This window comes from Mesobacillus foraminis, assembly GCF_004340465.1.
GTDB lineage: Bacteria > Bacillota > Bacilli > Bacillales > Cytobacillaceae > Mesobacillus_B > Mesobacillus_B foraminis.
On sequence record NZ_SLVV01000008.1, the window covers coordinates 288,581 to 312,535 of the forward strand.

The following is a 23,955-nucleotide window of genomic DNA, read 5'->3' on the forward strand; positions in this document are numbered from 1 at the left end:
CTGACCGGCGATGTCTCCTGCCCGTTATACATGGAGACACTCGGCCATGCTGTGGGTAGCATCTAGTTATGCAAGCCTTAGGCGCATTGTCGTCAAAAGTATGGTGTGAGGACGGGTTAGATGCCCAATAACCAAATAAACAAGACGCTTTAAAAGAAGATAATGCGCTTTCATAAATATCTAATGATAGTACATGTATTATACGTGATTTATCATTAGATATTTAATTTCTAATATAATCTCGGGAGTAAGATTTTAGAATAACGAAGTAATGGAGGAGATAAGTTTGAAAAAAGTAAGAAAAGCAATTATTCCAGCGGCGGGTTTAGGAACTCGTTTTTTGCCTGCAACTAAAGCCATGCCGAAAGAAATGTTGCCAATTGTTGATAAGCCAACTATTCAATACATAGTTGAAGAGGCAATTGAGTCTGGGATCGAAGATATTATTATTGTTACTGGTAAGGGAAAAAGAGCAATTGAAGATCACTTTGATTTTGCACCAGAACTCGAACAAAATTTAGTTGAAAAAGAAAAGTACGATTTGTTGGATAAGGTCCGCTATTCTACAAATCTAGCAGATATACACTATATTAGACAAAAGGAACCAAAAGGGTTAGGCCATGCCGTATGGTGTGCAAGAAACTTTATTGGTGACGAACCTTTTGCGGTCCTCCTTGGCGATGATATTGTTCAAAGTGAGACCCCTTGTTTACGTCAATTAATTAATCAGTATGAAGATATACGGTCTTCGGTTATAGGGGTTCAGCAAGTAAGTGATTCAGAAACTAATAGATACGGAATAATCGATCCTTCTTCACAAGAGGGAAGAAGGTATCAGGTTAGTAATTTTGTTGAGAAGCCAAAGACCGGTACAGCTCCATCTAATCTAGCAATTATGGGGCGTTACATTCTCACTCCAGAAATTTTCATGTTCCTTGAGGACCAGCAAAAAGGTGCAGGGGGAGAAATTCAATTAACTGATGCTATACAAAAGCTAAATCAAATTCAAAGAGTTTTTGCGTATGATTTTGAAGGATTGCGATACGACGTTGGTGAAAAATTTGGATTTGTCAAAACAACTATTGAATTTGCGTTACAGCATGAAGATCTCCGGGAAGATATCGTTGATTACCTTAAAGATCTTATTGGAAATATTCAAGGGAAAGCACTAGTTTAAAGGTGGATACAAATGGCTAATCAAGTAAATCAAAATGTGGCAATCTTAAATAAAGAAAATTCAGCTATTAAAGTTAATAATAAAAAATTATACTTAGCTACAAAACGCTTAATAGATATTGTTGGGTCTGCCGTTGGTATTGTTTTCTTGAGTTTATTGTTTGTAATAATCGCTTTACTGATTAAAATTGAAGATCCAAAAGGACCAGTTATCTTTGCCCAAAAAAGAGTCGGGTTAAACGGAAAAGAGTTTAAAATTTATAAATTTCGTTCAATGGTTTCTGATGCTGAAGATAAACTAAAGGACTTATTAAAATATAATGAAGTATCAGGTGCTATGTTCAAGATGAAAAATGATCCTAGAATTACAAAAATAGGAAAATTTATAAGGAAAACTAGTATAGATGAATTACCACAACTTTTTAACGTTTTAAAAGGCGAAATGAGTCTGGTTGGGCCTCGGCCCCCTCTGCCTAAAGAAGTTGCCGTGTACTCTGATTTTGATAGTCAGCGATTAATGGTAACCCCTGGATGCACTGGACTGTGGCAGATTAGTGGAAGAAGTAATATAGGGTTTAAAGAAATGGTTGAATTAGATTTGCAGTATATCCAAACTCGTTCATTACTTTTTGACATGAAAATTATATTAAAAACATTTTTAGTCTTGTTCGGCTCCAAAGATGCATATTAGAAATTCCTAAAATAGCGTTAGAAACAGCAAGTTGGAAAGTGTGTCAAATGTTCGAAAAACGACCACTTTCCTTTTGTTTTGTCTTACTTCGGTGATTTGTACATACATATTTTTTGTATGTGTTTAAATAAAATAACATCTCATAATAGGCAAAATATGCAAAGCGCTACAAAAAAGTATATAGACTATCTTAGGCGAGGTGTTTATCCATGAGAATATTATTAATATCTAATATGTACCCTGATAAAGAGCATCCCGGATTTGGTGTTTTTGTTAAACATACTGAAAACATTTTAAATAATGAAGGATTCATAATCGATAAAGTTGTTAGATATAAAAAAAATAATATATTTAGTAAATTGTTCGATTATCTTATTTTTTATTTGAAAATATTTTTCAAAGGCTTGTTTAAACGTTATGACGTATTTTATATTCATTTTGCAGCACATCCTTCCATACCAGTATTGTTTGTGAAATTTTTCAATAAAAAAGTTAAAGTAATAACGAATGTTCACGGTACAGATGTTGTTCCAGAAAATAAAATACATGAATTATTTCAAATTTTTGTTGATAGATTATTAAATATATCTGAATGTATAATTGCACCCTCCGATTATTTTAAGGATTTAGTATCAAAGCAATATAATATTCCAAAAGATAAGATAAAAACTTTTCCATCTGGAGGAATAAGTAAGGAAATCTTTTATCCAATAGAAAATAAAAAGGAAATTTTTAAAAAGTTAAACTTAGATTCTAACCTACAGTATCTTGGATATGTCGGAAGAATTGAGTATGGAAAAGGTTGGGACACTTTCCTTGAATCGTTAAGAGATTTAAAAGAGGAAATGCTCCTCGAAAACAAAAAAGTAATTTTTGTAGGTTACGGTGACCAATTGAACCTTTTTCATGAAAAAGTCAAAAACTTGGGGTTACAGGACACGGTTATTCACTTCAAGTATATGCAACAATCTGAATTGAACCTCGTATATAATATTTTAGATTTTTTCTGTTTTCCAACCGAGAGAAAAGGTGAGAGTTTAGGATTAGTAGGTATAGAGGCAATGGCTTGTGGTACTCCGGTTATTGGAAGTAGGATTGCGGGGTTACAAAGCTATATTGAAAATGGACATAATGGCTATTTGTTCGAACCAAAGAGTAAAAAAGAGTTGGGATTAGCAATTAGAAAGTATTATTCTCTTAATAAAGAAACAATAAATAAATTAAAGATAAATTCTTTTAAAACTTCACAAAGGTATGAAAAAGCAAATATTAAAGGGGTTTTATCTAACATTTTTAAAAACGTTTAATTCCTAGGACGCTTTTTTAAAAAAAGGATTTACCTTTTAAAGAGTTTTTTTATGCTTATTGTTAATTATTAATTGAATTTTTTTTTATTAAAAACAATAAGGATTATAAAGGGAGAGTTAAATGAAACACATTTTTATAATAGGTTCTAAGGGAATACCCGCAAAATACGGGGGATTTGAAACATTTGTAGACGAGTTAACTAAGAGAAAGAAAAATAGTGAAATTACCTATCATGTGTCATGCATGGGTGAAAATAATGATGAACACTATTACAATGGTGCTAGGTGCTTTAATATAAAGGTTCCGAATGTAGGTAGTGCTAAAGCAGTATTATACGATCTTTTAAGCATCCAAGAGTCTATAAAATATATCAAAGAAAATAATCTCTCTAATTGCATAGTATATGTATTAGCGTGCCGTGTTGGCCCATTTTTTTCAAAGTTTAAGAAAGAGCTAGAAGATTTGGGTGCGAAAGTTTGGGTTAACCCAGATGGTCATGAGTGGAAAAGAAGTAAATGGAATTATTGGATTAAGCGATATTGGAAGTTATCAGAACGTTTAATGGTAAAACATGCTGATTTAATAATATGTGATTCTAAAGGAATTGAATCTTATATTACTCAGGAATATCATAAATATAATCCTAAAACTACATTCATAGCTTATGGTGCAGATGTTAGCTTATCGCCTCTCGAAGAAAGCGATGAAAAGTTACTTAATTGGTTCCAAAATTTTGGTATTAATTCTAATGAGTATTATTTAATCGTTGGTCGTTTTGTACCAGAAAATAATTATGAGTTAATTATCCGTGAATTTATGAAAACACAGTCAAAAAAGGACTTAGTAATTATTTCAAATATAGAGCAAAATGATTTTTATAATAATCTATTACAAAATACTAATTTTAAACTGGACAAACGTATTAAGTTTGTCGGTACCGTTTATGATCAAGATTTACTTAAGAAAATTAGAGAACTAGCGTTTGGTTATTTTCATGGTCATGAAGTTGGTGGAACTAACCCCTCATTGCTTGAAGCGTTAGCTTCTACCAAAATAAATCTATTACTTGATGTAGTTTTTAATAAGGAAGTTGGATCTAGTGGAGCAATTTATTTTACAAAAGAAGAAGGGAATTTAGCTTCGATAGTTAAAAGTGTAGAGGAATTGCAAACTGAGGATATAAATAATTTAGGAATTAAGGCACAGAATCGGATTTTAAATGAATATTCTTGGGATAAAATTGTCAGCGAGTATGAAAAAAAATTTAGCTTTTAGGTTAAAGGAGTAATTATGAAAAAAGTTGGGATTTTAACAATAAATGACTATGAAAATTACGGAAATAGATTGCAAAATTATGCGACACAGGAAGTTTTAAAGAATATGGGTTTTGAAGCTGAAACTGTTGTTAACAATTCAAAGTATATTAATAGAAATAGTAGTGTAACCGATAAATTAGAGAAGCTAAAAAAGATAACCTTTAAAAAACTCTATTCTAAGATAAATGGAAAAATCCTAAATTTTACTTATAAAGAGTATAAAGCAAAAAGGTTTGAGGTATTTAAAAACTTTACTTCATCATATATTAAGGAAACAAAGTTTAGTATTTCTGAAAATAATATACCGCAAGATTTACACAAAGGATACGATTACTTTGTAACAGGAAGCGATCAAGTTTGGAACCCAAATATTGATCATCGATCCTCAATTGATTTTATAACTTTCGCTCCACCGCATAAAAGGGTTGCATTTTCACCGAGTTTTGCCGTATCAAGTATCCCAGAAAGATTTATCGGTAAATATAAGAAATGGATATCGGAAATGGCCAGCCTATCTGTAAGAGAGGAAGCAGGGGCGAAAATAATCCAGACATTAACGGGTAGGGACGCAATTGTACTAGTTGATCCAACTCTTATGCTCACAAAAGAACAATGGCTCTCTATTTCTAAAGGAGCTTCAAATAAACCTACAAAACCGTATTTATTGACTTACTTTTTAGGACCTATTTCTAAGGAAGCCAAAGATAGAATTAATATAATGGCCAGGAATAATGACTTACAAGTAGTAAATTTGGCGCAAATTAAAGAAAGCGATACATTTATAGCAGGGCCAAGTGAATTTATTGATTTTATAAACTCTGCGAGTGTAGTGTGTACCGACTCTTTCCATGGTTCTGTTTTTTCCATCTTGTTAGAAACTCCTTTTATAGTCTTCGAAAGGGGAGGAAGTTTACCATCAATGAGTTCACGAATAGATACATTGTTATCAACATTTAAACTAGAATCAAGATTAGCAAGAAATATAACTTCTAATGATCAAGTTTTTAAAACTAGTTATTCACATATTGCTCCAATACTAGAAGCAGAGCGCTCCAAAACTTATAACTACCTAAAGAAAGCTTTAAATATTAAAGAGGTAGTTTCCACTAAATAGTGGCGTTTTCCTCAATTTAAAAACAATATAACTGATATAAAAGTAGTTAAATCAGTTATATTGTAATTAATAATTTGATTATAAATAATGAAAGTTATTTTAGGGAAAGAAGTTGTTTTAATTTGAATCAACTTAAAGCAGGAGCGGTATTGTCCTTTTTATCAATTTTTGTGAATGTAATTATTGCCTTACTATATACGCCTATACTTATAAGATTATTAGGACAGTCAGAATACGGCTTGTACTCATTAATTGGTTCTATAGCTGGTTATCTCAGTATTATGGATTTAGGTTTAGGAAACGCTATAGTAAGATATACCGCACGCAATAGGGCGTTAGGTGATAAAGTTATAGAGTCCAAATTGAATGGAATGTTTTTGTTACTTTATACGGTTATTGGATTATTGACTGTAGTTGTCGGTGCAGTAATTTTTAATAGCATTGACCAAATATTTGGGGCGAGCTTAAGTACATCTGAATTGCAAAAAGCAAAAATAATGATATTAGTTTTAATCGTCAATTTTGCGCTGTCGTTCCCACTATCTGTATTTGGTTCAATTATGCAGGCGTACGAGAAATTTATAGCAGTTAAGATAGTTACATTAATACGATATATTATGTTACCTATACTTTCTTTACCATTTTTATATGTTGGTTATGGCTCGGTATCTATTGTAATTATAACTACAATTATTAATATATCATGTTTATTATTTACCGTCTTTTATTGTTTCAAACATTTAAAGATTAGATTTTTCTTTAGTAAAATAGATTATCGGATGCTAGTAGAAATTATTGGCTACTCCTTTTTTATATTTTTAAATGTTATAGTCGACCAAATATATTGGAACACTGACCAATTTGTTTTGGGGATTATATCAGGAACAGCAACTGTTGCTATTTATGCAGTTGCTATGCAATTTATTAAACTATATATGATGTTTTCTACTTCGGTTAGTGGGGTTTTCTTACCTAAGGTTTCTATGATGGTAGCAAATAACTCAAGTAATTATGAATTAACTAATTTAACCATTAAAGTTGGTAGGGTTCAATATATTATAATGGCTTTAATAGTGAGTGGCTTTGTTTTGTTTGGGCGGCCTTTTATAAACCTTTGGGCTGGTTCCAATTTTGATGATGCTTACTATATAGTTTTATTAGTTATGATCCCATTGACTATTCCCCTAATTCAAAATGTTTGTATCTCCATCTTGCAGGCTAAAAACTTACATGGTTTCAGATCGATAATAATGATTGTGGTTGCAGTTATAAAAGTTATAATTTCTATTCCTTTAGCTAAATATTATTCAGGCGTAGGAGCTGCAATTGCAACAATGGTTCCTTTAATTGTAGGAAATATAATTATTATGAATGTTTATTATCAGAAAAAGATCGGCTTAAATATGCTCTTATTCTGGAGAAATATTTTAATAATTTCAATTCCTGTGTTAATTTCCTTGCTATTTGGTTACGGAATTATCTATTTACTACCCGACAATAGCTTATTACATCTTTTATATAAAATATTACTATTCACTATAATTTATATTGTTCTAATTTGGTTACTTGGTTTAAATAAATATGAAAAACAATTAATTAAATCAGTAATAATTAAGGTTACAAATACCTTTAATAAAATGAAAAGTGTTAACTCCTAGAATTAAATTCGCTAAGGAAGTGTAAGTTATGAATGAAAATATAAAAGAATTAATGAATTCAGTTGTACAAAATGATTATTGTATTGGTTGTGGTATTTGTGCAACATTAAAAGGTTCTCAACTAACAATGGGACTTGATGAAGACGGAAAGTTTAGACCTTTTGAAGAAAATAGCACACAAAATAGTAAAATGGATATTAATCCATTAACAGTTTGTCCGTTTTCTAATTACAGTAAGAATGAAGATGAGATAGGAAAAATTGCGTTTAATTTAGAGAATAAGGCAAATTTTAATGAGTATACTGGGTATTATTTGAAAAACTATGCAAGCTATGTAAAAGAAGGAGAGTTTAGAAAAAAGGGATCTTCAGGAGGGATGGGAAGTTGGATAGCTTCACAGCTTCTTAGGTTGAATCTGGTCGATGGCATTCTGCATGTTAAGGCAAAAAATGATTCAGATAATAATATGTTGTTTGAATATCAAATATCATATAGCGAGGCGGATTTATCAAAAGGCGCCAAGTCAAAGTATTATCCAGTAGAAATGTCAAAAGTTATTAATCTTGTAAAAGAAAATGAGGGGAGGTATGCATTGATTGGTATACCTTGTTTCATTAAATCTGTCCGTCTATTAGCTGAGCATGATGAAATAATTAGAGATCGAATTAAATTTTTTATTGGTCTTGTTTGTGGACATTTGAAAAGTGAAATGTTTGCAAAATCTATGGGATGGCAAATGGGAATAGAACCTGCAAATCTTAAAAGTATTGATTTTAGGAAAAAATTAGTAGGTAAAGCTGCAAATAATTATGGTGTTGAAGTAACAGGAGATGTAAAAGGAAAACGGGTAGTACTTAGCTCTCCGACGAAAAGTTTATATACTACAAATTGGGGTCATGGGCTATTTAAATATAACGCCTGTGAATATTGTGATGATGTGGTAGGAGAAACTGCAGATGTTACCGTTGGTGATGCGTGGTTACCAAAATATACAAATGATAGTATGGGGACTAATGTTGTTATTGTAAGAAATCCCATTATACAAAATATAATTGAAGATAATAGAGATCAACTCTTTTTAGAAGAAATTACTACCCAAGAGGTTTACCAATCACAGGCTAGTGGTTTTAAACATAGAAGAGAAGGACTTTCCTATAGATTGTATTTAAAAGATGTGAACGGTGAAAGTAGGCCGAATAAGAGGGTGCAACCGAGTAACGACATCAGTGAAAAAAGAAAAAGGGTTTATGAAAAAAGAATACAATTATACAAACAAAGCTTTGACGCCTATAAAGAAGCAGTAAAGGTAAATGATTTTAATGTTTTTGTAACATATATGAATCCTATAATAAAAAATTATGATAAAATGGCTGGACCTTCAACAGTTAGAAAAATTTTAAGGAAAGTAAAAAGAGGTGTGTATTTAGTCCTTAATAAGGCTAACTAAAAATTGAGTATTCACTAAATATCCTTTAAAATTTTAGTATTTAACAATATTAATAGAGTTTTGAGAGTATAATTCAACAAGGAAGGTGAATTGTCTCTCTCTTTTTTTATTTCATCAAGTACTTTTATCTACTAAAGAGTAATCAGTAAAAAGTGAGCGAGGGGTTTAATAAATGAAAGGTATAATCTTAGCGGGTGGCAGCGGTACGCGTCTATACCCATTAACAATGGTAACAAGTAAACAATTATTACCGATTTACGATAAACCAATGATTTTTTATCCACTTTCAACTTTAATGCTTGCAGGCATTCGAGATATATTAATTATTTCAACTCCAGAGGATACTCCGCGTTTTGAGTCATTATTAGGTGACGGTTCACAGTTTGGTATAAATTTAGAATATAAAGTCCAACCAAGCCCGGATGGATTAGCCCAGGCTTTTTTAATTGGCGAAGAATTTATTGGTGATGATTCTGTTGCAATGATTTTGGGAGATAACATTTATTATGGAAGTGGTATCAGAAAAATTCTTCAACGTGCTGCTCAAAAAGAGCAGGGCGCCACTGTTTTCGGTTATCATGTTCAAGACCCAGAGCGTTTTGGGGTTGTTGAGTTTGACGGGACTGGCAAGGTACTAAGTGTAGAAGAAAAACCTGAATTCCCAAAATCTAATTATGCCATTACAGGTTTGTATTTCTATGATAATAGAGTAGTAGACATTGCGAAAAACATTAAGCCATCTCACCGAGGTGAGTTAGAAATCACTTCAATTAATGAGGCTTATTTACAAATGGGAGAGCTAGATGTTGAGCTTCTTGGTCGTGGATTTACTTGGTTAGACACAGGTACTCATCAGAGTTTAGTAGAAGCGACTAATTTTGTAAAAACAATTGAGGAGCATCAAGGAATAAAAATTGCTGCCCTTGAGGAAATTGCCTATATCAATGGCTGGATTGGTCTAAATGAGCTTCTTGGTTCTGGTGAAAGATTTGCGAAAACAGGCTATGGCCAGTATTTACTAAAGGTAGCAAATGGAGATATTAAGTATTAATAATTCGTGGGGTGTTAGGAATGAATGTAATTGAGACTTCTTTACCTGGTGTAAAGGTTATTGAACCGACTGTATTCGGGGATCATCGTGGCTGGTTTATGGAGACATTCAGTGATGCTAAATTTGAAGAGGCTGGAATCAATATTAAATTTGTCCAGGACAATCAGTCTTTTTCCGCAGCAAAAGGGACTTTAAGAGGATTGCATTATCAATTAAATCCTAAAGCCCAAACAAAGCTCGTTAGATGTACAAAAGGTTCTATTTTTGATGTTGCTGTTGATATAAGAAAAGATAGCACTACATTTGGAAAGTGGTTTGGAATTGAATTGAGTGCAGAAAATAAAAAGCAGTTACTAGTTCCTAAAGGTTTTGCTCATGGATTCATGACCCTGACTGATGACGTTGAAGTTCAATATAAAGTCGATGAGCTATACGCTCCAGAATGTGACCGGGGAATTATTTGGAATGATTCTGCTATCGGAATCGAGTGGCCAATGGATATAACACCAATCCTGTCAGCGAAAGATGAAAATGCTCCACTTCTCAATCAAGCCGAGAACAATTTTACCTTTGGAGAGTAAAAGATGAAGATACTAGTAACGGGTTATACAGGACAACTTGGATATGATGTGGTTCGTGAAGGCCTAAACCGTGGGCTGAATATGATTGGTGTTGGCTCCAAGGATTTAGATATAACGGATAGTACGGCTGTAACTCACTATATAGAAGAAGTTAAGCCCAATGCCATTATCCACTGTGCTGCCTATACTGCTGTAGATAAAGCGGAGGATGACAGGGAAAATTGCTGGAATGTCAACGTTGAGGGTGGAAGGAACCTTTCCCAAGCTGCCAAGGATATAGATGCAAAGTTTATGTATATTAGTACGGATTATGTTTTTAACGGTGAAGGAGAAGATTCTTTTACTGAAAATGACAAGCCAAATCCTATTGGATATTACGGACTGACAAAATTTGAAGGGGAGAAAGTTATACAATCTCTTTTGTCGGAATGGTTTATTGTCCGGATATCATGGGTTTATGGCTTAAATGGTAATAACTTTGTTAAAACAATGCTGAGACTAGCGGAGACACGGGACGAATTAAATGTAGTCGGAGATCAGGTCGGTTCTCCTACCTATACATTTGATTTATCGAGGCTGCTCATCGATATGATTCAAACTAATAAGTACGGAGTGTACCATGCTTCGAATGATGGCTTCTGCAGTTGGGCAGAATTTGCTCAGGAAATCTTCCGTCAGGCTGGAAAACAAGTCAAAGTCAACTCCATTTCAACTGAAGAATATCCTACTAGGGCTGTCCGTCCTAAAAATTCTCGTATGTCCAAACAAAAACTAATTGATAATGGTTTTGAGCCTTTACCAAGGTGGCAAGACTCCTTAAATCATTATTTAGAGCAATTATTAAATGAGGTGAAATAATGGCAAAGAAGAAAATAGTGGTTACCGGTGGTGCTGGATTTATTGGGGGTAACTTTGTCCAATATATGGTTAACAAATATCCTGAGTATGATATCTACAATCTTGACCTATTAACTTATGCAGGCGACTTAGCTAAGCATAAGGATATTGAGAATAAGGAAAATTACCATTTTGTAAAAGCGGATATTGCAGATAGAGAGGCAATCATGGCTCTTTTTAAAAAAGAAAAGTTTGACTATGTCGCGCATTTTGCAGCTGAAAGCCACGTAGACAGATCGATTACAGACCCAGGGATTTTCGTCCAAACAAATGTGTTAGGAACTCAAGTGTTACTAGATGCAGCAAAACAAATTGGTGTAACTAAATTTGTTCATGTTTCTACTGATGAGGTATATGGAGAGCTGGATTTTGATCCGACAACCTTCTTTACAGAAGAGACTCCACTACAGCCGAACAGCCCATACAGTGCAAGTAAGGCATCATCTGATTTATTAGTAAGGGCTTATCATGAAACATTTCACTTGCCAATTAATATTACCCGCTGTTCCAATAACTATGGACCATTCCACTTCCCAGAGAAGCTGATTCCATTAACGATTTCTCGCGTATTAAACGATGAAAAGGTACCAGTATATGGAGATGGTAAAAATATTCGTGACTGGCTCCATGTAATCGACCACTGTGCAGCAATCGACCTTGTATTACATGAAGGGGTTAATGGAGAGGTGTACAATGTTGGCGGACATAACGAACGGACTAATCTGGAAGTAGTAAAAACAATTATCAATACTCTTGGTAAGTCGGAAGACCTAATTGAATTTGTTGCAGATCGATTGGGACATGATAAGCGCTACGCAATTGATCCAACAAAATTAGAACAGCTAGGATGGAAACCAACCTATAATTTTGAAAGTGGGATTGCTCAGACTATCGATTGGTATTTGGAAAATAAGTGTTGGTGGGAACAGGTTATTAGTGGAGAGTATAAAAAATATTTCGACCAACAATATTCTTTGAATAAATAGAACTTTTGCCCTCCTTTAGCAGTATTAAGGAGGGCAAAAGTTAACACATTTTGCTCATCCTAATGATCTGTGATAAATCTTTATAATAAATTGATTATAATTTTTAACCAGCCAAGTAATGCAATCCATAACGGTACACTTAAAGAAGTTCCCCATAAAAAACCAACTAAAAAGTTCCCTTGCTCCTCCATGAATTTTACACTCCTTTATGGTGTCCTTTACCGGGCCTATAGTTTAAATAATTATATTTGTAAGCGCTAACAATATAAAAATAATTATTTTTAATAAATAGGATTTTTACGAAGTATTTAATAAAGAATAAGTATATTGATATACTTAGCCTGTTCACATTAAATTTAAACAGGTAGATATTTCAATTTATAAGGAATACTTTTAATTTACCATATTAAAATTGAGTATAAAGTAGAAGAGTGTCAGAGTTTTTTTTTAGTTTTCGACAACTACTAGAAAAATTTAATTTTTTATGGTAACAATAACTATAAAATAAGAAAGCACCTAAAAAAGGTACTTTCTTAAATCTAAATTTCCAACTGAGTTTTTAATTCAGATTGAAGCCTGCCTCTTTCCTCGGTAGTGACTATTAAATAATAAATAGAATTAATCTTTGTTCCACTGCCTTTAACAGTCAATTGTTTAATATGATCTCCTACTGTTTTATAGTTCTTTTGAATATCAACCATTTGATTAAAGGTTAGGTTTGTTTTAATATTTTTACTTAATGCTCCAAATATTTCATTGTAATTTGTCAGTGAAGATAGGCTAGCTCCTTCTTTAATAACTGCCTGGATGATTTGGCGTTGTCTCAGCTGTCTTCCAAAGTCTCCCCTTGGATCATCGTAACGCATCCTGCTATATTTAAGGGCTTTTTCACCATTTAGAGTAACATCACCTTTAGTAAAGTGAACTCCTTCATAGGTGAAATCCAAATCATTATTGACTGTCACACCACCAACTGCATCAACGATATCTTTAAAGCCTTCCATATTAATCTGCATATAATAGTCAATTGGGATGTCCAGGAAGTTCTCTACTGTATTCAAGGACATTTCAACGCCGCCAAATGCATAGGCATGGTTGATTTTATCCTCAATACCTTTACCTACAATTTCCGTACGTGTATCACGAGGGATACTGAGCATTTTAACAGAGTTGTTATTTGGATTAACTGTTAGAACTATCATCGTGTCAGATCGGCCACTGTCGCCCTCGCGTTCATCTACTCCTAGCATCAATACGGAGAATGGTTCTTTCTTTGTTAAGGTTACTTCTTTTTCCCTTTTCTCCGACTTTTCCCTTTCGATTGGCTGGTGCATTGTATCGACAGCATTAGACACGGATTGATAGACTGAATATGCATAAGCCCCGGTTCCAATGATTAGGACTAAAGCGATTGCTCCAACAATACGCGGCCAGGATCGCTTTTCCTTTTTCTTATTATCAGCTTTCATTTTTATAATTTCCTCCACAGTTTTACATTATTTTCAACTTTATTCTAGAATACCAAAAAAGATTCGAGATTAATATAGTTATTTTAATAACCAAAAAGGAAAATATCCCCCATATTTTCCGGGATGTTTAGGTATATTTAACTATATTTCTTTCATGCTTAAAATCTTTAGCCGTCTTTCTTTTCCCGAATCGATGATAATGATAATGGATTCTCCGCAGTTTTAATTTTCATGTCCTTACATTGTTCAACGGTTTTGAGTTTATGGTTCAATGAAGATAGTCTTGGTGGGTTGATTATAGTGCAGCCACTTAGAAATAAATACATGTTTTTCTACTTATGCTTGTCGTTTTATTAACTTGATCTGGTTTACCCAGAGGTCCTTGTCATGCTTTGGAGAACGGGTAGGGAACAGGAAGGATTTGGTGAATCAGATTGACCATAATGGGACACATATGGACTTCCACAGCAGACACTTGGATGTCTACATAGGCTCCCCGTTAGATTAAATCCAATGCAACTTTCACTATCAGAGAGGGCTTCCAAAGGGGCCTCTGTCCATAAATAGTCTAGTTGCTTCGTTAATCTCCGTATACTGTTTCCTGTTTCGGTCATAATGTCCGCGTATAAACATGAAATGTTAGTTTATTATATAGTGTTTTCAATGAATAAGTGGTCCGACTCCTTTAGCAGCAATATGATCGATCTATAGAGTCACCCTTGCCGTTTGATTCCGTCTTTTCTGTATGGATTTACTTTTATATAATCCCCACTCAACAGAAGGAAGTCATTTGTCATTAGATAAAGCCGCGAAGAAGAAATGTCATCGGACGTATCTGATATGGAGAGAAGGGGACAGTATCCCCTTTTAAACGCCTAAAAAATTGATCCATATGTCTGAAGGGTATCCCTTCGGATCTTTTCCTTTTACTTATGATTCGGTAATCACTTTAATAAACTTTATCGCATTTATTTCTAAAGCTTCGCAAGAAAGATGAAAGTCCCATAAATGGTTCTTGTTTGTCTCGTTCAAATTTCGTTGGTGAATTTCCGGTCAGGTGAGACCAATAGGCAAGTTCCTCTTGTGACAGCTGCTTCATTATTCTATTTCTCTTTAAAACGGCACAAATATAAAAAGGTACACGCTTACTCACTATAAAGCACCCACTTTGTCTGATTCTCAGTCAGGCAGCCGGTCCAGCATTAGGAGAGGAGAGGGGGATGAGTAGTAGTGAGCTGTTTAAAGTTTTAGATTGTAAATTTATCCGTATTTATAGCGTATCCTTGAGTAGCATTAGAATAATAGGAATGGCGTTTTAGAGCGAATGGGCTTTAGCCACGTTTGAATTGAAGGGAATTATGAGAATAAACTAAGTTTTGGGGCCTGAAAAGTGAACTTTGAGGGTTATTTTGATTGATGGAAAACTATTTAACTGAGATCCAATCTCCTGAAAATAAGTATAGACGGAATGTAAAAGCAAAACATCTTTGTTATATGGCTATAAAATAAGCTTTCTAGAGAATACTTTTACAATTAATACCATTTAAAGGTGCGACAAACGATATTGCAAAATACCCCGTAATAATCCATAATTAAGTAAAATAAATATTTATTGGTGGGAATTTATGAATTCGTTATATACTTCGCAAAAAGCCTTTAATGATAAAGGATTAGATTTGATCTCTTTTTTCTTTTTTAGCGCATTTTTAATCATAATTTTACTGTCTACTATAGCATTTGAATCAGTGGCTCATATTTTAGTTTATTTATTTGGCTTTGGATTATTTACATCTATAGTGTTGTTTGAATCTAACATGGTAAAGAGACGAGAAGCTTCTTTTTACTTGGCAATTCCAATAATAATTTCTGCAACACAAAATTTGTATTTAGGTTTAGTATCTCCTTATGCAACGGATAGCCAAATTCAGTTTTTAGTTATTACAAATTTTTTATTTTCAATAGTACTTCTATTAATTTTATTTATAAATACTCCATTTAGGTTTAATCAAGCACTATATCAAAAAACACTAATTGTACTTATAATACTAGTAGTTTATTCATTTCTTACTATCTTTTTATTTAATGCCCATATTACTTCGGCGTTCGCTTCGTTAAGAAATGTTATGACTCCAATGTTATTTTTGTTAATTGGGTTGTTGGCATCATGCAATATTTGCTTAAAAAGATTTCTTAAATACGTTTGTTATATTGCTATTTTTGTAGTAGTTTTTGGAATTATAGAACGGTTTATTTTAACAGATATCTGGGAGTTTTTTAATTTGCCTGATTTATGGTCGAAGAAAGGCTTGCCGTTAAACGCCTTTACCGGCTTACCGGGTAACTTTTATTCGTCCGAAATGGTTGGAGGTTCACAATTAAGAAGAATGGTATCCTCTTTTGCCGATCCTGTTAATCTAGGGACCTTTTTGTTTTTTGGGTTTATGGCAGCATGGCTATTAAAGAAGAGGGTACTAGGGATAGCAATTTTGTTATCGATAGCTTTGGCAGTTAGTAAAGGTGCAATGCTAGGTTTTTTGGTTTTTAGTGTTGTTTGGTCCTACTATAAGCTTTCTAAAACTGGATTTTTTATTATTCTTTCTGGTGCGTTCGTTGCTGGTGTAGGTTTTATAATCTATTCAATGATGCATTCTACAATGAGTATGTTTCTTCATTTAACAGGGTTCTTTTCAGCTTTTCCAGAGTTAATTAATCATCCTTTAGGTAGAGGCTTGGGAAATATAGGGGTTTTAGCAGGTCTCTACTCTGATGGGGCTCAAACAAAAATCACTGAAAGTGGACTTGGTATGGTTATAGGACAACTTGGAATAGTGGGTCTAGTTCTTTTTATATATTTTTTCTACTTTATTTGGAAGAGAAGTAATTTAATTCAGGATATTGAGGAAAAAGTAATGGTACAAACCTTAATACTTGGAATTTTACTTAACATTATGTTTAATGAAGTTGCATTGAGTCCTAATTCATCAGCTGTGTATTTTATTACAATTGGGATTATAATAGGGCAATGGTCTGAAAAAACTAAAGATATGCCAACCATAAAAAAGAAAAGAATTAAGATTGTGTGGTAATATAAAAAATAAAAGTGCAAAAAAAGGCTGGTAAACCCGCCTTTTTTTTATGGAAATACAGAGGTGGATTTTTTGTTTAAAAAAAATATTAAAATATTCTTAGGTATAACAATTATAGTGTTTAGCATTTTATTGATTTTGAATATTTCCCATAAGGAAAAGTTTGGGAGAGAACAGAATAAAAAGGAGATGAAGTATTACTACCCAAACCGGATAGATTTTGGTGAGCTAAATGATGCACCTTTGGCTTTTCCTAAATCCAAAAACAGCATTGATTTTTTGGCTCATTGGTATAATGATTTTGGATTAGAATCTACAGCATCATCACCAACGCAGGCGAAGGGAGCTTATGTTTGGTATGATTGGAGTTGGAACCATAGTGGAAATTTAAATTATGATTCTTCAAGGCATCCATTACTAGGCTGGTATAAAGGGGATGACCCAAAGGTATTAGATTGGATTAGCTATTGGTTAGTAAAGTATGGAGTAAATGGAGTAATATTGTCAACTGCTATTGATACAACAAAATGGAGCGAACCGACAGATAGAAATTACTGGGCTTACCAATTGTTTAATAATGTTAAAAACTTTAATAGTTTAAAATACGTTCTTTGGCTAAACGGTGGCGATCATAAAACAAAAAAAGAGGTAGCGAATTTCCAACAAGACCATATTATAAATGATATTGTTGCAAAACATCAAAATATATATACCTATAATGTTAATGGTAAGAGATATGCCATGTTTTTTATATGGGACATGGAAGGGTGGAGAGGAACCTACGATAAGTATAACGGAGCAGAATATAGTATAGAAAGGTTAAAGGAGCTTTCATTAAAACTAAAAGCACTTAATTTTGATGGTATTAGTATTATTGCAAGAAATCTTTCTAGTGATATATTTACAGATAATATTAGAGAGCAGTTGAAAGATGATGACATATATCTTTTCAGTGGAGAATATTCCAGTATGTATGCAGAAACTAGATATGATACATATGGAAATTACGTTAACCATGTACAGTTTCCTAAGGAAGATTATCAAGTTTTAAATGTCTTAACTGCCTCCCAGTCGCAAGCCCCGCATCCAAGTGGATGGTCAACGACTGGTTCTACACCTGAGTTATTCGAAAAATTGTTACAAAATGCAGTTTATGTTACTAATAAAAGCAAAAAACCTAAAATTATTACTTTATATAATGTTTCAGAATGGGCAGAAGGAGGTCCTTCCCTCCAACCAAATAAAAGGGACCGATTCAAATATCTAGAGGCTGTAAAAAATGTAAAGAAATTAGATTAAACCAAAGTTAGTGTATGTAAAACATTTAAAATATTTATAAAGTCGACTATTAAAGGCGCTACCTCCTTATGATGTAGGACTAACGCCGCTTAGTGTCGTTTATTTACTTCCTATAACCGGACGGATTAGGACTAACGATAAGCAAAATCTTTGAATCACGCAGTGTAGTGCCAAAAGTTTCTCTAAGGAAAATTTTTAAACTAAATTAGGATATAAAAGGTACTTTTTTGCAAAACCCTTAAGCTATAAGGATTTTGGAAAAGGTGTAGTTAAAAAAACACAAAGAAAATTGTGACAAACCTAGGAACTGGAGGAATGCTGCTTCCATTTTTGAAAAAGCAAGAGAACCGGTCTCTTGCTTCATCCATTGTTTAAAATATACTGTTTTCCTCCATCGTGTGCCTCAGTTTCTCTTTAGCCCCAGCCCTCCAGTTTTTCACTGCGGATAATGAAACATGTTCGATTTCGGCAATTTCTTTTACGTCCAATTGTTTAAGGAAGGTGTATAGTACCCACTTTGTTTGGTTTTCAGTCAAGCACCCAGATTGGCAGTAGCATAGCAGAGTGTCTTCTTCTAATGGACTTGTGGAGAACGGATCGGCTATATAATTCCCGAGATCTACCTTTGCCTGGTGCCAACGTTCATTATATTGACTGCTTAAGTCCAGTTCGGTTAGGATCCTTCCCCTGATGAAGCTGTAGGCGTAACTTGTAAAGACTCCCTTATTCGCGTCAAACCGCTGGTGAGCCTCCCATAAGGCGATGAGGCCGTGTTGGAAGAACTCGTCCTTATTAGTAGTGATATTCAAGGTGGAGATAATTTTGTATATCATTGGTGTATATTGATTTTTGAGCTGTTCAAAGCTTTCCATGGTAATCCCTTCAGAAAGCGCGCTTTGCTAATGTATTCCCGGGTAGCTTTAGGATATAAGGATTGGGAATTTTGGGCGAACTGGCCTTTTTCAAATTTGAAGGAGATTTTGGGGTTAAACAGGGTTTTCGGGCCGCAAAAATGATTTTTAAGTAGGAAAAGAGGAATTTGGGGGAGTTTTACAAGAAATTTTTAAAGATGGATAGAGGACCAACAAAAAGGCTTGCCTGCTTCTTGCAGACAAGCCTTTCTTCGTTACTTCACATAAACCGTCCTTGCACCACTCACATTATTGGATGCATCGGCGCTGTAAACGGAAAGCTTGGTGTTCTTCTTTTGCTTGGAGATTTTTACTTTAAAGTTGCCTTTGGAATCAGCGGTACCTTTGTCAAGGGTCTTGCTGCCACTTTTGATGGTAATTTTGGCCTTTGGCTCTGTTTTTCCTGTTACATAGGTTGATTTGGTTGTTACCTTATTGACGGTCGGGGCTTTAGGGGCCGTTGCGTCTTTTACTTTGGTGCTGGCTGATTTGCTTGTGTTGCCGCTGGAGTCCTTTGCATAAAGAGTAAGGGTGGTTCCAGCCTTGTACTTGGGTATACTGATGGAGTATTTTCCGTATTTATCTGCTTTTGTATTTTTAATGACCTTGCTTCCAACTTTTAAATAAACCGTTGAGTTTGCCTCTGCCGTACCCGTTATTTTTGTGCTCTTGTCTGTAACGGTATTGATTTTAGGTGCTGCAGGCGGTGTTGTATCTTTTACTTTGATGCTGGTTGATTTGCTTTGGTTGCCGCTGGAATCCTTTGCGAATACAACAAGTGTGGTTCCGCCTTTGTATTTTGAAATGCTGAAAGAGAAATTCCCATCTTTATTGGCAGTCGCCTTTTTGACCACTTTGGAGCCAACCTGTAAGTGAACCGTTGAGTTTGCCTCGGCAGTACCAGAAAGGGTTGTGCTTTTATCCGTGACAGCATTCACTTTCGGCGTTGCCGGAGGGGTGGTGTCTCTTTCAATCAACTTTAAAGAGTATGGGACTTTATTATCTTCTCCATCATAATGGCTAATATTGATGAAGTAGGTTCCGGCTTTTAAATCAAGGTTCACAAAATGGCTTAAGGAGTTATTCCCGTAAGCAGAGTAATAGGTTTCACTAAAAGAGTAGCTTTGATTATAGACTTTTACCCGGTAGCTGGTATCACTAGGCCTTGTTAAATATAAGGCCAGATGCATATTCTTAGGAACGCTGACACGGTAATAGTCATAATCAGAGTCATGGCTGATGACGCCTTTATATAGGGTATTCAGATTTAAAGCGTTGGCATATGATTCTGCATCATTATCCTCTTGTTCAAAATAATTATTGGCATTGAAGTTTACTTTGAATTTATAAGGGACATTCTCTTTTTCTCCATCGTAGGCCGTGATTTTCAAATAATAATTCCCTGGGGCCAATCCAGTATGGATGACATTGGTGAGGTTATAATTGTCTCCATAGTTTGTATACCAGGTTTCTAAGTTATTGCCATTATTCGTAAGCAATTCTATTCTATATTCCGTTTGTGGATTGCTGTTTAAATCGATTTTCACTTCTCCGGGCTTATCGATTTTAAAGGCATAATAATCAGGATCATAATCATCGGCAAAGCCATTGTAGACGGTATTTAACCCGATCCAGTTCGCCTGGGATCTGTCGTCATTGTTTTCTCTCTCATACACATTGCTTTGGGTGAAATCTAGCTGAAGGGTATAAGGAACTTTAGCTGAGCTGCCATCATAGTATTCTACTGAAATGTAATAGACTCCTTTATCGAGCCCTTGCCCAAATACCTCAAAAACTCCCTTTGCATCATCATATTCAGTATAATAGGATTCCAGCCGTTCTTGCTTCACATTGTACAATTCCACACTAAATTTGGTGCCGACCTTGCGATCCAGTTTAACCGATAATTTTCCCGGGTTCGGCAAGCTGAACATATAGTAATCATCATCATAGCTGTCGCTTATGGTGCCGGTAACCTTGGACGTATAAGTACCGTCCGTATTTTTTGCCAAAGATAGCTGCGTTGCCGTTCCGAATGAGTCATTGTCTTCGAACTCAGTAGCAGCCTCAGCAACATCGCTAAAAGAGAAAGTGAAAATAAAAAGTGCTGCTAACAATAGTGTAAATAACCTTTTCATATATACCTCCAAAAATTGATGATTTTAACAAAGAATAATATATCATGGGTCTTTTGTCTTGGGTATAAAATATTATCAATGTTTTTATATTACTTTGAAGCTAGCAACTAAATCATTTTTAGATAAAAAAATAGACCTCATACGGGTCCAATTTTATTTTTGAAGGAATTCTCTAATTTCTGTTTCGGAGAGTCCCAGCTCCAGTGCTTCCTTAATAAGACTGATCCATCCTGTATCAAGTTTCTCTATCTCTGTATCGTACTGGGTCATCATCATAATTAGCCCCCTAAAATATATTTAGTATTTTAGGTAACTCAGCCATCCTAGTTTTTCACCTTAGACCTGAAGCTTTGCGTCCCAGACTTTGGAATGGTTTGCCTTTTTCTAATTAGGTATTTAGAACTAATTAAATATTACTATATGTGGTTATTGGAAGTCACAGGATTGACTTATATTTTTGTCGACAAATGGTGACAAAATGAGATGACTGAAAGGTGATTATTAGAATGGATTCACACATAGGGATGTAAAGGTAATTGGTATTACACCCTCTTATAGTAAGCCCTCTAGCGACATTGTTATTTCTAGCAGTGATAGTCAGTGTTTGATCTAAAGTCGTGAAAAAGATAGAAATTTGTCGATTGGATTGGCTATTTATGAAGAATTTATATCTTTATAATGAAGGAATAGGTGAGGGTTAGAACTTACGGAATCTGGGTTATCGTCTTGATCTATAAAATATGATTTTTGCAAACCATGTAGGACGGGGTTGAACTTCATGAGGATTATGATCCTTGTTCAATTTTTGGCAGTTATTCTGCTTATCAACTTTGGGAGTCAGACAATCAGAGCAGTTTTACATATCGACCAAAAATGGCTGATAGGCCTAATTAATGGGGCTCTCGTTTGTCTGGTCCTGATCATTACTAATAAAATCAAGATTCTGGAAACAAAGGTACCAATGCCTCTTGGTGTAATTATCTTAATTAGTATCTTTCTATTGCCGTTTTGGATTGTGCTTTAAGTTTTATAGCTTAGTGATGAGGGATATTCTCTATATTAGATAGTTAAGACCCCGGGGATACCGGGGTCTCTTAGATGTTTTTGCTCAACTATAGTGAGTTCTAAATCATTTAAATAGATACTGGGAGGAGCCTTTATTCATGGGATTGTTATGAAAACAGCCTGGAATAAAATCACCGCAAAATCTACCGTCGGGAAGACCATTCAAAGGTAAGCTTCCATGAAATAAGTTTAATAATGAAAAGACCCCCAATTTGGAGGTTCTTTTCCCACAAGATCTTACATCGCAGACTTAATATTGATTTCTTCTTTACCATTTTGAGCCTTGGCATTTTCCTTGCGCATTTGCTTAAAGTACCATAGGAACATGCCGATGTAGGCGACAAAAGCTAATATTGTGAATAGAAGAAGTTTTGGATCCATCGTGTCAACCGCGCGCCCCATCAGGATGGCCAGCATTTTTTCGATTGGATCTGAATCGACGGAAGAAAATAAAGCGTTCTCGTTCATTCCTGAAGGGAAGTTATTCATCGCTTTAGATGTATCTGTCACAAACTTCGCAATTAGTGAAGCTCCCCATAGGAAAAGCGGGATCAGGATGGTACCGATGATGGTCATTCTGACAACGCGGCCTTTTGTTACAATTAACAGTGCAGGTGCAAGAACGGTCAGGATAATGCCTCCGAGCGGCAATACTGTGTTTCCTGGCAGGAAGATGGCAATGACCAGTAGAATTGGCGCCAGAATATTGGCAACAGCCCATAACTCCGCTCTTGTGGCAAGAATCGGCCAGTCAATTCCAATGAATAGTTTTCTTCCTCGTAAGCGTTTACTCATAAGCTTTGTAATTCCATCAGAAAGTGGTTCAATGGCCGGGCCAAACCATCCTCCGACAAGACCGAATAATTCCAGGGCAACCCCGCCAGTAAAGGCTAATGTGAAGATTTCCGCTGCGGATTGCTGTCCAAGTAATCCGATGAAGATCCCCAGATAGGCCCCGATTGCGAATTTGCTTCCCCAGAATCCTATTTTTCTATTTAAAACTTCGGCATTAAAATCATATTTATCGATAAACGGAAGACATTTATCAATGATTTTATTAAAAATATATACGACTGGTGCAATCAGTAATGATGGATGTGCCGTTGTTGTAATGTTTGTTTTGTCATAACCGAGCAATTCGTTGATCGTCGGCTTCATGACGTCCGCATTCACAAGCATTAACGCGTAAATGACCATGATGAAAACAGAAGTTAAAACTAAATTATTATCTGAATAATAAAGAGTAAGCAGTCCGATAACTGATAAGTTCCAAATATTGAACAAGTCCACATTGAAAGTGGTTGTTTTTTTCATAACTAGCATTAGAAAGTTTACAACAAGACAGATAAAGGCAAAATAAAGAGTATAAACGGATCCCCATGTAATAACGGCTAGGGGTGCCCAGCCAAGATCTGTAACAGATAAGGAAACGCCAGTTGATTTAACAAAATCCTCCAATGCAGGAGCAAAGGCACTTGTCAGCAAAGAGATGATTGCCCCCATACCAGTTAAAGCAATGGCCATCCGAAGACCGCCTTCGATGGATTTGGAGATCGAAACGCCAACCAGTAGGGATAAGATCGTAATGATAATAAACATCATTGCTGCTCCGCCCAGGTTGATAAAGCCATTAAATGCATCATTTAACGTATCTAACATGATAAAACTACCTCCTAGGTTGTAATGTGATGAAGCGTAACCGGTTACATTACAAAGTAGGAATAACTAAATTTAACTTATCACCAAAATCACAAAAAATCAA

Annotated in this window: 19 protein-coding genes and 1 riboswitch; of the genes, 14 read left to right on the plus strand and 5 right to left on the minus strand. The window is 34.7% G+C overall.

Going from position 1 to position 23,955, the window contains the following annotated elements; all coding sequences use genetic code 11:
- The first annotated feature begins 286 nt into the window (after positions 1-286).
- The 11 genes from galU to rfbB all read left to right on the plus strand — a co-directional run bounded on the left by galU (position 287) and on the right by rfbB (position 12,225).
- Positions 287-1,177, plus strand: coding sequence for a UTP--glucose-1-phosphate uridylyltransferase GalU (gene galU, locus EV146_RS16385; RefSeq protein ID WP_132008289.1), 891 nt, complete (start codon positions 287-289; stop codon positions 1,175-1,177).
- A gap of 12 nt (positions 1,178-1,189) precedes the next feature.
- On the plus strand, positions 1,190-1,867 hold the full coding sequence (locus EV146_RS16390; RefSeq protein ID WP_132008292.1) for a sugar transferase: 678 nt from the start codon (positions 1,190-1,192) through the stop codon (positions 1,865-1,867).
- 209 nt (positions 1,868-2,076) lie between these two features.
- Positions 2,077-3,174, plus strand: a complete 1,098-nt coding sequence (locus EV146_RS16395; RefSeq protein ID WP_132008295.1) for a glycosyltransferase family 4 protein — start codon at positions 2,077-2,079, stop codon at positions 3,172-3,174.
- A gap of 121 nt (positions 3,175-3,295) precedes the next feature.
- Complete coding sequence (cps2T, locus tag EV146_RS16400; protein ID WP_132008298.1) at positions 3,296-4,450, plus strand: beta 1-4 rhamnosyltransferase Cps2T; 1,155 nt, start codon at positions 3,296-3,298, stop codon at positions 4,448-4,450.
- A 15-nt stretch (positions 4,451-4,465) separates the two neighbouring features.
- On the plus strand, positions 4,466-5,605 hold the full coding sequence (locus tag EV146_RS16405) for a polysaccharide pyruvyl transferase family protein (RefSeq protein WP_132008301.1): 1,140 nt from the start codon (positions 4,466-4,468) through the stop codon (positions 5,603-5,605).
- A 122-nt stretch (positions 5,606-5,727) separates the two neighbouring features.
- A complete protein-coding gene (locus tag EV146_RS16410) occupies positions 5,728-7,263 on the plus strand; it encodes an oligosaccharide flippase family protein (RefSeq protein ID WP_132008304.1) in 1,536 nt (511 codons plus the stop codon).
- Positions 7,264-7,291: 28 nt separating this feature from the next.
- Positions 7,292-8,710 (plus strand): Coenzyme F420 hydrogenase/dehydrogenase, beta subunit C-terminal domain, encoded by a 1,419-nt coding sequence (locus tag EV146_RS16415; RefSeq protein ID WP_132008307.1) that lies wholly within the window; start codon positions 7,292-7,294, stop codon positions 8,708-8,710.
- Positions 8,711-8,882: 172 nt separating this feature from the next.
- Positions 8,883-9,761 (plus strand): glucose-1-phosphate thymidylyltransferase RfbA, encoded by an 879-nt coding sequence (gene rfbA / locus EV146_RS16420; protein ID WP_132008310.1) that lies wholly within the window; start codon positions 8,883-8,885, stop codon positions 9,759-9,761.
- A 20-nt stretch (positions 9,762-9,781) separates the two neighbouring features.
- On the plus strand, positions 9,782-10,342 hold the full coding sequence (rfbC, locus tag EV146_RS16425) for a dTDP-4-dehydrorhamnose 3,5-epimerase (RefSeq protein WP_132008313.1): 561 nt from the start codon (positions 9,782-9,784) through the stop codon (positions 10,340-10,342).
- Between the two features lie 3 nt (positions 10,343-10,345).
- A complete protein-coding gene (rfbD, locus tag EV146_RS16430; RefSeq protein ID WP_132008316.1) occupies positions 10,346-11,200 on the plus strand; it encodes a dTDP-4-dehydrorhamnose reductase in 855 nt (284 codons plus the stop codon).
- On the plus strand, positions 11,200-12,225 hold the full coding sequence (gene rfbB / locus EV146_RS16435) for a dTDP-glucose 4,6-dehydratase (protein ID WP_132008319.1): 1,026 nt from the start codon (positions 11,200-11,202) through the stop codon (positions 12,223-12,225). Before rfbD ends, rfbB begins: the two co-directional genes overlap by 1 nt.
- Positions 12,226-12,764: 539 nt before the next feature.
- Here rfbB and tagU read toward each other — a convergent pair.
- Positions 12,765-13,694, minus strand: a complete 930-nt coding sequence (gene tagU, locus EV146_RS16440) for a polyisoprenyl-teichoic acid--peptidoglycan teichoic acid transferase TagU (protein WP_132008322.1) — start codon at positions 13,692-13,694, stop codon at positions 12,765-12,767.
- Between the two features lie 1,625 nt (positions 13,695-15,319).
- Here tagU and EV146_RS16445 point away from each other — a divergent pair.
- Together EV146_RS16445 and EV146_RS16450 are read left to right on the plus strand one after the other, a co-directional pair.
- Positions 15,320-16,780, plus strand: a complete 1,461-nt coding sequence (locus EV146_RS16445) for a hypothetical protein (protein ID WP_132008325.1) — start codon at positions 15,320-15,322, stop codon at positions 16,778-16,780.
- Positions 16,781-16,852: 72 nt separating this feature from the next.
- A complete protein-coding gene (locus EV146_RS16450; RefSeq protein ID WP_132008328.1) occupies positions 16,853-18,079 on the plus strand; it encodes a hypothetical protein in 1,227 nt (408 codons plus the stop codon).
- 371 nt (positions 18,080-18,450) lie between these two features.
- Here EV146_RS16450 and EV146_RS16455 read toward each other — a convergent pair whose 3' ends face one another.
- The 3 genes from EV146_RS16455 to EV146_RS16465 form a co-directional block, all read right to left on the minus strand.
- A complete protein-coding gene (locus EV146_RS16455) occupies positions 18,451-18,951 on the minus strand; it encodes a sigma-70 family RNA polymerase sigma factor (protein WP_132008331.1) in 501 nt (166 codons plus the stop codon).
- Positions 18,952-19,205: 254 nt separating this feature from the next.
- Positions 19,206-21,128 (minus strand): Ig-like domain-containing protein, encoded by a 1,923-nt coding sequence (locus EV146_RS16460; protein WP_132008334.1) that lies wholly within the window; start codon positions 21,126-21,128, stop codon positions 19,206-19,208.
- Between the two features lie 153 nt (positions 21,129-21,281).
- The gene (locus EV146_RS16465; RefSeq protein ID WP_241993934.1) at positions 21,282-21,404 is read right to left on the minus strand and encodes an anti-repressor SinI family protein; all 123 of its coding nucleotides are present in this window, start codon (positions 21,402-21,404) and stop codon (positions 21,282-21,284) included.
- A gap of 29 nt (positions 21,405-21,433) precedes the next feature.
- Positions 21,434-21,517, minus strand: a riboswitch (cyclic di-GMP riboswitch).
- A 389-nt stretch (positions 21,518-21,906) separates the two neighbouring features.
- Between EV146_RS16465 and EV146_RS16470 the strand changes: the two genes are divergently transcribed.
- Positions 21,907-22,152: a hypothetical protein gene (locus EV146_RS16470; RefSeq protein WP_132008337.1), complete on the plus strand. Its 246-nt coding sequence runs from the start codon at positions 21,907-21,909 to the stop codon at positions 22,150-22,152.
- Positions 22,153-22,430: 278 nt separating this feature from the next.
- On the opposite strand, the gene EV146_RS16475 is transcribed toward EV146_RS16470, so the two are convergent.
- Positions 22,431-23,852 carry a PTS transporter subunit IIC gene (locus tag EV146_RS16475; protein WP_132008340.1) on the minus strand — a complete coding sequence of 474 codons (1,422 nt, stop codon included), beginning with the start codon at positions 23,850-23,852 and terminating at the stop codon, positions 22,431-22,433.
- Positions 23,853-23,955 lie beyond the last annotated feature (103 nt).

Coding starts and splice junctions, on each gene's coding strand:
- EV146_RS16390 (WP_132008292.1), top strand. CDS start 1,190: ATGGCTAATCAAGTAAATCAAAATGTGGCAATCTTAAATAAAGAAAAT.
- EV146_RS16395 (WP_132008295.1), top strand. CDS start 2,077: ATGAGAATATTATTAATATCTAATATGTACCCTGATAAAGAGCATCCC.
- cps2T (WP_132008298.1), top strand. CDS start 3,296: ATGAAACACATTTTTATAATAGGTTCTAAGGGAATACCCGCAAAATAC.
- EV146_RS16405 (WP_132008301.1), top strand. CDS start 4,466: ATGAAAAAAGTTGGGATTTTAACAATAAATGACTATGAAAATTACGGA.
- EV146_RS16415 (WP_132008307.1), top strand. CDS start 7,292: ATGAATGAAAATATAAAAGAATTAATGAATTCAGTTGTACAAAATGAT.
- rfbA (WP_132008310.1), top strand. CDS start 8,883: ATGAAAGGTATAATCTTAGCGGGTGGCAGCGGTACGCGTCTATACCCA.
- rfbC (WP_132008313.1), top strand. CDS start 9,782: ATGAATGTAATTGAGACTTCTTTACCTGGTGTAAAGGTTATTGAACCG.
- rfbD (WP_132008316.1), top strand. CDS start 10,346: ATGAAGATACTAGTAACGGGTTATACAGGACAACTTGGATATGATGTG.
- rfbB (WP_132008319.1), top strand. CDS start 11,200: ATGGCAAAGAAGAAAATAGTGGTTACCGGTGGTGCTGGATTTATTGGG.
- tagU (WP_132008322.1), bottom strand. CDS start 13,694: ATGAAAGCTGATAATAAGAAAAAGGAAAAGCGATCCTGGCCGCGTATT.
- EV146_RS16445 (WP_132008325.1), top strand. CDS start 15,320: ATGAATTCGTTATATACTTCGCAAAAAGCCTTTAATGATAAAGGATTA.
- EV146_RS16455 (WP_132008331.1), bottom strand. CDS start 18,951: ATGGAAAGCTTTGAACAGCTCAAAAATCAATATACACCAATGATATAC.
- EV146_RS16460 (WP_132008334.1), bottom strand. CDS start 21,128: ATGAAAAGGTTATTTACACTATTGTTAGCAGCACTTTTTATTTTCACT.
- EV146_RS16465 (WP_241993934.1), bottom strand. CDS start 21,404: ATGATGATGACCCAGTACGATACAGAGATAGAGAAACTTGATACAGGA.
- EV146_RS16470 (WP_132008337.1), top strand. CDS start 21,907: ATGAGGATTATGATCCTTGTTCAATTTTTGGCAGTTATTCTGCTTATC.
- EV146_RS16475 (WP_132008340.1), bottom strand. CDS start 23,852: ATGTTAGATACGTTAAATGATGCATTTAATGGCTTTATCAACCTGGGC.